This window comes from Zunongwangia sp., from assembly GCF_048269745.1.
In the GTDB taxonomy this organism is placed as follows: Bacteria; Bacteroidota; Bacteroidia; order Flavobacteriales; family Flavobacteriaceae; genus Zunongwangia.
The window spans coordinates 202,210-214,802 of sequence record NZ_JBLXIB010000001.1 but is presented as its reverse complement, the minus strand read 5'-3'; the positions used below and the strand labels follow the sequence as shown (position 1 = coordinate 214,802).

The window sequence follows — 12,593 nt, the reverse complement described above, 5'->3', positions numbered from 1 at the left end:
CCTAAATTAGATACACTATTAAAAAATCACCAAACACATTACGAATAAAACTTCCAATAAAAAATTTTGCGATTAAAATTTCAACAATAAAAATAGATATGCTTATTGAAAAATATGTTTTGTGAAACCTCATCTAAAACCAAAATCCTAAACTGAAAAACCATTGACTCTTTTTTATTTCAGGGGAATACGAATATTTTACTTCTAACGGACCAAGAATAGTTTCGAGCCCATAACCTAGTGCATAACCTGAATAATCAGGTATAGAAAGCCAATTACCATTAGAATATAAATCATCATCTACATTGGCATAATTAGCGCTAAAAACCAGATGGTTTTTCGGGAAAATCTCAAAATCAGCATCCAATAATGATTTTGCATAACTTTTCCCTCCTAAACTAAAAAAATCATAGCCATAAAAAGGCACTAAATTATTAATGAAGTTATTACCATACCCGCCTAAAAAATAATCAAAACTTGTATCTCCTTTTGAACCAATATTCATTCCTGTTTCAAAAAAAAATCGAAAACTTAATTTTGAAATAGGTGTAAATGCATAACCGGCTTTACCTTTTAAAATCGAAAATTCTGAAAAATTATCGATTCCAGATGCAAATGGATATGCATTAAAACGTGCATTAAAATAAAAGCCTTTTGATGCAAAATAAAAATCATCTAGCGTATCAAATTTTAAATACACAAAACCACTATAATAATTAGCGTCTGCAAAATTAGTTCCCGGAACATCTAAATCATTCTCTCTATCGTTAATAGTTTGCGAAGATATTTTTAGATATTTATGTTCTGCTCCTATTCCAAAAGATGCTGCTTGGCTAAACAGAGTTTCTACATAAAATTGATTGGTAAAATCTTTATAGTCTATATCAATACGATTAACATCGGTAATAGGCATTTGTATTCCTTCCTTTATCAAATCGTAATTAATCGGTTTATCGAATGAATTAAACCTAGAATTAATACCGATGCTCCAATAATAGCCTTTGTCAATATAATACTGAAAGTTATAGCGTAGATTTTCTCCTACAATTAAATCTAAAGAAGCTACATCGTTGGCAAAAAATGTACTCTTCTTGGTTAGGTTTAATAAAGCGGCACTTCGGTATAAATCATCATAATGTATTCCAAATTTTAAAAAGGTTTTATTTTCTCCTTCCTTTAGGTTTACATGGAATTCATATTCCTCTTCTTCATTTTCAATTTTAGACAACGAATAATTTATTTTATCAAAATTCCCAGAAGCCGATAAATTATTAATCGCATCGTTTAAATTATTTATTGAATACTTCTTAGGGTAATTTAACCGAAGTCTACCTAACACATAAGATCGAGGATATGTATTGTTTCCTGTTACCTCTATTTTTGAAACATAAACACTATCAATTTCCTGTCTTTGATAATTTACAAGATGTTTTTTTTGCTTAGCTGCCAAGTCTTTAAGTATTTTCATTTTAGGAAAAGCAGCTTTTTCTCCTGCTTCAATAATAGCTGGAGCATCGTCAAAAGAAAATACTGTAAAATCATCGATATTCGGATGAATATAGATATCTGTTTTAGGAATTTTAGATTTCATGTCCTTAATAGTCCTAAAATTGGTTACCTGAGTAAGTATATCAAAAACCCCTTTTAATTTTTTTCGACTTAATAAAGTGTCTTGAACATCAACACCTATTACAACATCAACACCTCGTTTTTTAAGCTCTTCTACTGGATAATTATTTACAATACCACCATCTATTAGCAACCTATCGTTAATTTTAACTGGCGCAAATACTGTAGGAATTGCTCCACTTGCTGCTACCGATTTTGCTAGCGAACCTTTATCTAAAATTACTTCTTCCCCGCTCTCTACATCCGTAGCTACACAAAAAAAAGGAATAGGTAATTTACTAAAATCTGTTTGATTATTTAGATGAACCGTAAGACCCGACATTAAATTATAAATATTTTGGCCTTTTGAAAGACCTGAAGGAAATCCTAAACTAAAATTATCGAAAGGTAAGTTTATTGCATATTTATCAACATTCTCTTTTTCATAAAATGTCATTGACCTTCGCGGAATGGCATCCTGAATTAGATAATTAAAATTAGTGCTCAGTACAATAGAATCTAACTCTTCCGAAGAATATCCTGCTGCATATAGACTTCCTACAATAGCGCCCATACTGGTACCTCCAATATAATCTATCCGGACGCCTGCTTCTTCAATAGCCTTTATAGCTCCAATATGCGCTAAACCTTTAGCTCCACCACCACTTAACACTAAACCCACCTTCAAATCGTCTTGCTGCGCAAAAACAGCATGAAAAGCTAACAGACCAAAAATAAGTAGTGTATTTTTCATATCAATCTGAGTGATAATAACTATAAATAATAGTAGCTTTTGAATGACCTACTACTTCGGTAAGTGCATCTAATGAAGCTTCTTTTATTCGTTTTAACGATCTGAAACTTTTTAAAAGCTCTACTACAGTTTTTTCTCCAATACCTTTAATAGATTCCAGATCTGTATTCAACGCACTTTTACTTCGTTTATTACGGTGAAATGTAATTCCGAAACGGTGGGCTTCATTCCGAAGATACTGGATAATTTTTAAGGATTCCGTCTTTTTATCAAGATATAAAGGAATAGGATCGCCTGGATAATAAATTTCTTCCAAACGTTTTGCTATACCCACAATAGCTATCTTTCCTCGTAAGCCTAAGGTCTCTAATGCTTTTAGTCCCGAACTTAATTGTCCTTTACCTCCATCTACAATTATTAATTGTGGCAAATCTTGACCTTCATCCAACAAACGCTTATAGCGCCTGTAAACCACTTCTTCCATCGATGCAAAATCGTTAGGCCCTTCTACCGTTTTAATATTAAATTTACGATAATCTTTTTTACTTGGTTTTCCGTTTTTAAAAACTACACAGGCTGCAACCGGATTAGTCCCTTGAATATTCGAGTTATCAAAACACTCTATATGGCGAGGCTCTACACTTAAACGTAAATCTTCTTTCATTTGAGCCATTATTCGATTTACATGCCTATCAGGATCCACTATCTTCATCTGCTTAAATCGCTCTTGACGATAATATTTTGCATTACGTTCAGAGAGTTCTATAATTTTTCGTTTATCGCCTAGTTTAGGAATGGTAACTTTTACATTCCCTCCTACATTCACTTTAAAAGGAACATAAATCTCTGGAGATCTAGAGTTAAAACGTTGTCTAATTTCAGTAATAGCTAATTCTAGTAATTCAGTATCGCTTTCATCCAACTTCTTTTTCATCTCTATGGTATGCGACCTAATAATGGACCCGTGCATAAGCTGTAAAAAATTTACATAACCATAGCCTTCATCACTAGTAACCGAAAACACATCTACATTATTGATTTTCGGGTTTACTACTGTAGATTTTGCCTGATAATTTTCTAGAACAGCTATTTTATCTTTTATTCGTTGCGCATCTTCAAACTCCATCTTTTCAGCATACGCTTTCATTTGTTCTTTAAATTGATGCAGGCTATCTTTAAAATTTCCTTTTACAATTTGCCGTATATGCTCTACATTTCTGTTATACTCTTCTTCAGGTTGATAGCCTTCGCAAGGCCCTTTACAATTTCCTAAATGATATTCTAAACAAACTTTATATTTATCGTTTCGGATTTTATCTTCAGCTAAATCATAATTACAAGTTCGTAACTTATAGAGCCCTTTAATTAAATCAAGCAACGTATTTACTGTTTTAAAGCTGGTAAAAGGGCCAAAATATTCACTACCGTCTTTAATGAGTCGCCTGGTAGGAAAAACGCGCGGAAAACGTTCGTTTTTAATACAAATCCATGGGTAGGTTTTATCATCTTTCAGCATCACATTAAAGCGCGGCTGTAACTTCTTAATCAAATTATTTTCAAGCAATAATGCATCTGTTTCCGAATCGACTACAATATGCTTGATCTCATGAATCTTTTTTACCATAACCCCTATACGGTGGCTATCGTGCTTTTTATTGAAATAAGAAGTAACTCTTTTTTTAAGATTTATTGCTTTACCTACATATAAAATCTTCCCATTTTTATCGTAATATTGATAAACGCCGGGGCTATCGGGTAAGGTTTTTAATTGTACTTCTAAAGAAGGTATTTCCATTATTTCAAAATTAAGATATCTAAACGATGCTTTGAAGAAAATATGTAAAATTATTACAATTTTCACACCAATTAAAAGCCGTTATTTGGCGAAGCTATTTTTCTATCTTCATTTTTTTAAAACTTTTTTATAATAATTAGCACTAAAAATATATAGATATTTAACTATCTTGGATTTATGAGTACAAACAATAAGGTTTTATTAGGCAGGTTTGATAAAGCAGACTTTCCCTTATTAGATTTACAGGAAATTTCCGTAAAAATAGATACCGGAGCATACACCTCTTCTATACATTGCGATAATATTGAAGTAAAAAACAATATTTTGCACTGTACTTTTTTAGATGAAGAACACCCACAATTTAATGGTAAAGCGTGGAAATTCGAAGATTTTAAAACGGTTTCTGTTCGCAGTAGCAATGGTATTTTACAAGAACGTTATCAAATCCAATCAAACATTAAACTTTTTGATAAGGTTTATAAAATTTCACTTTCTTTGTCTTCACGACAAGAAATGCGCTTCCCCGTACTTTTAGGGCGTAAATTTTTAAGCGGAAAGTTTTATGTAGATCCGCAACTAATCAATTTATCATTTAATCAGCATCAAGAATAATGAATATTAAAATTCTTTCCAGAAACTCACAATTATATTCTACCAAACGTTTGGTAGAAGCAGCCGCTAAACGCAAACATAATGTAGAGGTTGTTGACCCTTTAAAATGCGATATCGTAATTGAAAAACGTAACCCCAATATTTATTATAAAGGCAATTACATTAAAGATGTTGATGCAATTATTCCTCGCATTGGATCTTCTGTAACATTTTATGGAACAGCAGTAGTTCGCCAATTTGAAATGATGGGTGCTTTCACAACTACAGAAAGCGAAGCATTAGTAAGAAGCCGTGACAAACTTAGAAGTTTACAGGTACTGTCGAGAGCAAAAATTGGGCTACCTAAAACTGTATTCACCAATTATTCTCGAGAAGTATCAGGAATTATTAGTCAAGTAGGCGGCACTCCTTTAGTGATTAAACTATTAGAAGGTACTCAAGGCGTAGGCGTGGTTCTTGCAGAGACTAAAAATGCTGCTGAATCAGTTATTGAAGCTTTTAATGGCTTACAAGCTCGAGTAATTGTACAAGAATTTATTAAAGAGGCAAAAGGAGCTGATATTAGAGCCTTTGTGGTAGATGGCCATGTAGTTGGTGCTATGAAACGCCAAGGAAAAGAAGGAGAGTTTAGATCGAATCTTCACCGAGGCGGTACTGCCGAATCTATAGAATTAACCGATGATGAAGAAATTGCCGCAGTAAAAGCAACTAAAGCAATAGGATTAGGAGTTGCCGGGGTAGATATGCTACAAAGTTCTCGTGGTCCATTAATTCTTGAAGTAAACTCTTCTCCAGGACTAGAGGGTATAGAAAAAGCAACCGGAAAGGACATAGCCAAAACCATTATTAGATATATCGAGAAAAACGCATAGCACTATATGCCGCAGATAGACGAAAATAACATACTTAGCATTTTAGGTAAAAAAGTGCCTCCCGGTAAAAGTGTCACCATTAATATGAATATGGCAAAACTATACACTACCACTTCGGTAGAAGTACCGGTAATTATAGAACGCGCTAAACATCCGGGACCAGTTGTATTAATTACAGCAGGAATTCATGGTGATGAAATTAATGGAGTCGAAATTGTTCGGCAGTTAATAAGCAAAGGTATTAATAAACCCGATCGAGGAACGGTTATTTGCGTTCCAGTTGTAAACGTTTTTGGTTTTTTAAATATGATGCGAGAATTTCCGGACGGTCGTGATTTAAACCGAATGTTTCCCGGAACTAAAAATGGACCTTTAGCTAGCCGTTTTGCCTATCAATTTAAAGAACGTTTATTACCTATTGCCGATTTCTGTTTAGATTTCCATACTGGTGGTGCTAGCCGATTTAATGCTGCTCAAATTCGAGTAAAAAAAGGAGATTTAGAATGTATAAAATTGGCTAAAGTTTTTAATGCTCCTTTTACTGTAGTTTCTAAAACCATCACAAAATCATATCGTGAAACTTGCAGTAAAATGGGAATTCCTATTCTTTTATTTGAAGGAGGAAAATCGATGAATAGTAATAAAGAAATTGCTCGTGAAGGTGTAGAAGGTGCCATGCGTATTTTAAGTCATTTACAAATGCTAAAATCAAGATTTGAAGTACCTGAAATTCATTTTAAATCGGTTTTAATAGAAAATTCAACTTGGATGCGTGCAAAATACAGCGGATTATTACATATAAAAATTCCGTGTGGCAAACATGTTGAAAAAGGAGAATATATTGGTACAATTACAGATCCTTATGGAAAATTTCGACATAAAATAAAAGCTAAAAACAGCGGATACATCATCAATATTAATGAAGCAGCAATTGTGTACCAAGGGGATGCTGTTTTTCACCTTTCTTCACTTACCAATAATCCAGAAGACTAAAAATGGACAAACACGAACTTCGGAAAAAATATAAAGAATTACGATTAAACTTATCTGCTGAAACTATTGAAGATTTTAGCTTACAAATAGCTAATAACTTATTGAAATTACCGGTTTGGCAATTCGATTTTTACCATTTATTTTTAAGCATTGCCGAGCAAAAAGAAGTCGATACTGAATTTATACTACACATCCTCCAAGGAAAAGATAAAAATGTAATAATCCCACGAACCAATATTGAAGAAAATACGCTTATTAATTATTTACTTACCGAAACCACCAAAATAAAAAAGAATCGTTGGAATATTCCTGAACCTGTTGATGGAATTGAAATTCCTCCAGAAAAAATGGATGTAGTTTTTGTTCCTTTATTGGCATTCGATAAAAACGGACATCGTATTGGGTACGGAAAAGGCTATTACGATAAATTTTTAAGCACCTGTAAACCGGAAATCATAAAAATAGGATTATCTTTTTTTGATGCTGAGGAGGCCTTTCAGGATGTTTATACTAGCGACATTCCACTAGATTACTGTGTTACTCCGAAGCAGGTGTATAAATTTTAGATTTGGAAAATGAAATTTAGACCGCTAGAAGATAGACTTAAAAATAGCTTCTGAAAAACAGACTTTTAATCTAGTTTTAAAGTCATGCGGGACTTGTTTCAGCATCTCATTAAGCTTTAAGCTAATAACTATAAATCGAAAAATCTACGCCTCAATCTTATCTTCCTTCGGAAATGCTCTCTTATTGAACAACAAGAGTAAAGCAACCCCAATACTTATTGAAGAATCGGCAATATTAAAAACCGGCTCAAAAAAGGTGAAATACTCCCCACCCCAAATAGGAATCCATTTTGGTAAATACCCCTCATACAAAGGAAAATAAAGCATATCGACTACTTTACCATGAAAAAGTGTTCCGTAACCTCCTGCTTCTGGTAAAAAAGTAGCTATTTTATTATAACTATCACTAAATGTAATTCCGTAGAAAACAGAATCGATAATATTTCCAAATGCCCCGGCAAAAATAAGAGCTATAGAAGTAATTAAAATTCGGCTTCCATTCTTTTTTACAGAATCTATCAACCAATATCCAATACCGAATATAGCAACTAATCGAAATAAGGTTAAAGCTAATTTCCCGTATTGCCCAGGTATTTTAGTTCCCCAAGCCATTCCTTCATTTTCAACAAATAAAATTCGAAACCAGCTTAAAACGGTAAATTCCTCTCCTAAAGCAAAATTAGTTTTGATATAGATTTTAGAAACCTGATCGATTAATAAAACAATGAATATAAGTAAACCGGCTTTTTTTAAAGACATTTTTTTCTTTTAGTTAAAAACGCACCAAAAATAGTAATATTATTTAGTTTTAACTACGCTAATATCACCATTAATTGAGTTTAATTTAATTTGATGTAAACCATTAAGTGGTTTAGCCACATTCACTTTCCCATGTCGGCTAGTGGCTTTTATTTGGGCATTATTGGTTTCTACCCTAATATCTCCAAAATAGGTATTAATTTGGGCATTTCCTACAAACCTATCTAAATAGCAATGTCCCTCTTTCAAATTTGCAATGAAGTTTGAAAAATTACCTGTTGCTTTTATGGATCCTGAATTTGAGCTTACTGAAACCAACTTATTATTAGGAACATACAGCTCTAATTCTATAGAAAATACTTTATGAGCGCTTAATTTATCGAATCCTCCAACTAACCGATCTGGATATTGGGTTTTTAGTAATACTTGATGCTCTCTAACTTCTGAAAGAACAGCTATATTATTAAAGTATTCACCTTCAGAATGTGTGCTGAATTGTATTGAATTTCGATTTTCAGCAATTATATTTATTTTAAATACTTCATTGGCTTCTATAAATATGTCTACTATATTTTCAGCATTTATAGTTTTTCTAGTTTCCTTTTGTGCAAAACAGGTTAACCCAGTTACTATAAAAATTAATATGCTAAAACCATATTTCCTCATATTTACAAGTATAACAAAAAACGCTCCTTAATTAAAAGGAGCGTCTATAAATAAATTGTATACAAACTACTCTTATTTTTGCATGTTTTTAGCTTCTATACTTAAAGTAGCGTGAGGTACTAATTTTAACCGATCTTTATTAATAAGTTTTCCGGTAACACGGCACACGCCATATGTTTTATTTTCAATACGCGTTAATGCATTTTTTAGGTCTCTAATGAATTTTTCTTGACGAATCGCTAACTGCGAATTCGCTTCTTTACTCATTGTTTCACTTCCCTCTTCAAAAGCCTTAAATGTTGGAGACGTGTCATCAGTTCCGTTATTTCCATCATTCTTATATGCATTTTGATAAATGTCTAATTGCTCTTTAGCCTTGTCGATTTTCTTTTGAATCAACGCTTTAAATTCGGCTAATTCAGCGTCGCTGTAACGTTCTTTAACTTCGGTTGACATAACTATGGTTTAGTTTTTAGTGATTAATAATTTAGTTGCAAGCTCATCAAACTCTACTTCAACTCCTTCTTGAACTACTGCTGCAAAATCTAGATTTGCAGTTAAAGTTTCTGTTTTAATATATTCTATATTCTCTTTTACAGCATCTTCAATTATACCATCTTTTTGCAAAACAACATTAATGGTATCGGTTACTTCAAATCCGCTGTCTTTTCTTATATTTTGGATTCTATTTACTAATTCTCTAGCTACTCCTTCTTTCTTCAATTCATCAGAAATACTCACATCTAAGGCTACTGTTATATTTCCACTAGAGGCAACTAACCAACCTTCAATATCTTGTGAGCTTATTTCTACTTCACTGGCGTCCAAATTAATAAATTCTCCATTTACTTCAACATGTATTTTACCTTCTTTTTCAATAGTGGCAATATCTTCGGCTTGAAGTTGATTAATTTTAGCGACAACGTGCTTCATTTCTTTTCCGAAACGAGGTCCTAAAACACGGAAATTCGGTTTTATTTGTTTTACCAAAATTCCCGAAGCATCATCTATAAGCTCCACTTCCTTTACGTTCACTTCAGATTTAATTAGATCCTGAACGGCAAGAATTTCCTTTCCTTGTTGCTTATCTAATATCGGAATCATGATGCGTTGTAAGGGTTGTCTTACCTTGATCATTTCTTTTTTACGTAATGAAAGCACCAAACTTGAAACCGTTTGTGCTTTTTCCATCTTACGTTCTAAAGATTTATCTACAAATTTCTCATCGTAAACCGGGAACAAAGCAGTGTGAACTGAATCGTAATTTTCTTTATTAGTCGTGCTATTTAAATCTTTATACAATGCATCCATAAAGAATGGCGCTACAGGAGCTCCAAGCTTCGCTACGGTTTCTAAACAAGTATATAAAGTTTGGTATGCTGAAATTTTATCTTGCTCGTAATCACCTTTCCAGAATCTTCTTCGGCTTAAACGTACAAACCAGTTACTCAAGTTTTCCTGAACAAATTCTGAAATTGCTCTGGTTGCTCTCGTTGGCTCATATTCTGCATAAAACTTATCAACTTTCGCTATAAGCGTATGTAGTTCTGAAAGAATCCAACGATCGATTTCAGGACGTTCTTCTAACGGAATATCGGCTTCAGCATACGTAAAGTTATCGATGTTTGCATAAAGCGTAAAGAACGAATAAGTGTTGTAAAGTGTTCCGAAGAATTTACGGCTTACTTCTCCAATTCCTTCAATATCAAACTTAAGGTTATCCCAAGGATTAGCGTTAGATATCATATACCAACGCGTTGCATCTGGCCCATAAGCAGCTAAGGTTTCGAAAGGATCTACCGCATTACCCAAACGTTTGGACATTTTCTGCCCGTTTTTGTCTAAAACGAGTCCGTTTGAAACAACATTTTTATAGGCAACATCATCAAAAGTCATGGTTGCTATTGCATGAAGTGTATAGAACCAACCACGAGTTTGATCGACACCTTCTGCAATAAAATCAGCTTTACGCCAGTCTTTTTCTACTTTTTCTTTATTCTCGAATGGGTAGTGCCATTGCGCATACGGCATTGAACCCGAATCAAACCAAACATCGATTAAATCGGCTTCACGCTTCATTGGTTTTCCAGAATCAGAAATCAACGTAATCGTATCTACCACATTTTTATGAAGATCTACATTAGAGTAGTTTTCTTCACTCATATCGCCAATTTTAAAATCAGCAAAAATATCCTTGTCCATCACTCCGGCTTCTACTGCTTTGGTGATTTCTATTTTTAATTCTTCAACAGAGCCAATGATTTTTTCTTCTCTACCATCTTCGGTTCTCCAAATTGGTAACGGAATTCCCCAATATCGGCTTCGGGATAAGTTCCAGTCGTTAGCATTAGCCAACCAGTTTCCAAAACGACCTTCTCCGGTAGATTTTGGTTTCCAGTTAATACCGGTGTTTAACTCGTGCATACGATCTTTAACATCAGTCACTTTAATAAACCAAGAATCTAACGGATAATATAAAATTGGCTTATCGGTACGCCAGCAGTTTGGATAACTGTGCACATATTTTTCAACCTTAAAAGCTCTATTTTCTTCTTTCAGTTTAATAGCGATTTCTACATCTACAGATTTTTCGGGCGCTTCACCATCGTCGTAATATTCATTCTTCACGTATTTACCGGCAAATTCACCCATTTCTGGTCTAAATTTCCCCTGAAGATCTACTAATGGCACTAAATTATCATTATCATCCTTAACCAACATTGGTGGCACTGCAGGAGTTGCTTGTTTGGCAACCATAGCATCGTCTGCACCAAAAGTAGGCGCAGTATGCACAATACCTGTACCATCTTCTGTAGTTACAAAATCTCCAGCAATTACACGGAATGCGTTTTCAGGATTTTCGAAAGGCAACGTATATGGCAATAATTGCTCATATTCTATTCCTACCAGATCTTTTCCTACGTAAGTTTCGCCAATTAAAAAAGGTATTTTCTTATCGCCTTCTTTGTAATCCTTTAATTCTTCTTCAGTCTCAACTTGCTTAAATTTCTTATCGAATTGTTTAGAAACAAGCGGTTTACCTACTAAAATAGTGATAGGCTCGAAAGTATATTGATTATAAGTTTTAACCGTTACATATTCAATTTTTGGACCTACAGTAAGAGCAGTATTACTAGGAAGCGTCCATGGAGTAGTTGTCCAGGCAATTAAGAATACATCATCTACATGTTCTTTTAGACCAGCAGGCAATGTTTCTTTTTTCGATTTAAACATTGCGGTTACCGTAGTATCCGAAACATCCTGATAAGTTCCCGGCTGATTAAGCTCGTGAGAACTTAAACCTGTCCCTGCTTTTGGTGAATATGGCTGAATGGTATAGCCCTTGTAAATAAGACCTTTGTTATAGATCTGTTTTAAGAGATACCAAACCGTTTCCATATACTTGGGCTTATAAGTGATATATGGATCATCCATATCTACCCAATATCCCATCTTCTCGGTAAGATCGTTCCAGATATCTGTATAACGCATTACCGCATTTTTACAAGCCTCGTTGTATTGCTCAACACTAATTTTAGTGCCAATATCTTCTTTGGTGATACCAAGTTCTTTTTCTACGCCAAGCTCTACCGGAAGACCATGAGTATCCCAACCTGCTTTACGTTTAACCTGAAATCCTTTTTGAGTTTTATAGCGACAAAAAATATCCTTAATCGATCTTGCCATCACGTGGTGAATTCCCGGCAATCCATTTGCCGATGGCGGACCTTCAAAAAACACGAATGGTTTCTCACCTTCACGAGAAGTTATACTTTTTTCAAATATATTATTTTCTTTCCAATGCTTTAAAGTCTCTTCTGCAACTTTTGGCAAGTCAAGTCCTTTATATTCAGGGAATTTTGTGCTCATTTCCTCAAAATTTCTAATGATGTGCGAAAATAAGGAATTTTGATAAAAAAGTGGTTTCTATATGCTTAAATTACTTAATCTTTACGATCTTAATTTTA

The 12,593-nt window shown here is 33.8% G+C and carries 10 protein-coding genes; 4 read left to right on the top strand and 6 right to left on the bottom strand.

What is annotated here, in order from left to right; genetic code table 11:
- Positions 1-133 precede the first annotated feature (133 nt).
- Both ACN0WI_RS00945 and uvrC read right to left on the bottom strand, forming a co-directional pair.
- The gene (locus ACN0WI_RS00945) at positions 134-2,362 is read right to left on the bottom strand and encodes a patatin-like phospholipase family protein (protein WP_417884726.1); all 2,229 of its coding nucleotides are present in this window, start codon (positions 2,360-2,362) and stop codon (positions 134-136) included.
- A gap of 1 nt (position 2,363) precedes the next feature.
- Positions 2,364-4,157 carry an excinuclease ABC subunit UvrC gene (gene uvrC, locus ACN0WI_RS00940; RefSeq protein ID WP_417884725.1) on the bottom strand — a complete coding sequence of 598 codons (1,794 nt, stop codon included), beginning with the start codon at positions 4,155-4,157 and terminating at the stop codon, positions 2,364-2,366.
- A gap of 177 nt (positions 4,158-4,334) precedes the next feature.
- On the opposite strand from uvrC, the gene ACN0WI_RS00935 reads away from it, so the two are divergent.
- The 4 genes from ACN0WI_RS00935 to ACN0WI_RS00920 are packed head-to-tail and all read left to right on the top strand — an operon-like array spanning position 4,335 to position 7,200.
- Positions 4,335-4,769: an ATP-dependent zinc protease gene (locus ACN0WI_RS00935; protein ID WP_417884724.1), complete on the top strand. Its 435-nt coding sequence runs from the start codon at positions 4,335-4,337 to the stop codon at positions 4,767-4,769.
- Complete coding sequence (gene rimK, locus ACN0WI_RS00930) at positions 4,769-5,641, top strand: 30S ribosomal protein S6--L-glutamate ligase (protein ID WP_417884723.1); 873 nt, start codon at positions 4,769-4,771, stop codon at positions 5,639-5,641. The genes ACN0WI_RS00935 and rimK overlap by 1 nt, the downstream gene beginning before the upstream one ends.
- Before the next feature lie 6 nt (positions 5,642-5,647).
- Entirely contained in the window at positions 5,648-6,634 is a 987-nt protein-coding gene (locus ACN0WI_RS00925) for a succinylglutamate desuccinylase/aspartoacylase family protein (RefSeq protein WP_417884722.1), read from the top strand.
- 2 nt (positions 6,635-6,636) lie between these two features.
- The gene (locus ACN0WI_RS00920) at positions 6,637-7,200 is read left to right on the top strand and encodes a 5-formyltetrahydrofolate cyclo-ligase (protein ID WP_417884721.1); all 564 of its coding nucleotides are present in this window, start codon (positions 6,637-6,639) and stop codon (positions 7,198-7,200) included.
- Between the two features lie 144 nt (positions 7,201-7,344).
- Here ACN0WI_RS00920 and ACN0WI_RS00915 read toward each other — a convergent pair whose 3' ends face one another.
- The 4 genes from ACN0WI_RS00915 to ileS all read right to left on the bottom strand — a co-directional run bounded on the left by ACN0WI_RS00915 (position 7,345) and on the right by ileS (position 12,495).
- The gene (locus tag ACN0WI_RS00915) at positions 7,345-7,959 is read right to left on the bottom strand and encodes a lipoprotein signal peptidase (protein WP_417884720.1); all 615 of its coding nucleotides are present in this window, start codon (positions 7,957-7,959) and stop codon (positions 7,345-7,347) included.
- Between the two features lie 39 nt (positions 7,960-7,998).
- Positions 7,999-8,625, bottom strand: a complete 627-nt coding sequence (locus ACN0WI_RS00910; protein WP_417884719.1) for a DUF4097 family beta strand repeat-containing protein — start codon at positions 8,623-8,625, stop codon at positions 7,999-8,001.
- A gap of 72 nt (positions 8,626-8,697) precedes the next feature.
- A complete protein-coding gene (locus tag ACN0WI_RS00905; protein WP_417884718.1) occupies positions 8,698-9,081 on the bottom strand; it encodes a TraR/DksA family transcriptional regulator in 384 nt (127 codons plus the stop codon).
- A 9-nt stretch (positions 9,082-9,090) separates the two neighbouring features.
- Complete coding sequence (ileS, locus tag ACN0WI_RS00900; protein WP_417884717.1) at positions 9,091-12,495, bottom strand: isoleucine--tRNA ligase; 3,405 nt, start codon at positions 12,493-12,495, stop codon at positions 9,091-9,093.
- Between the last annotated feature and the right edge of the window lie 98 nt (positions 12,496-12,593).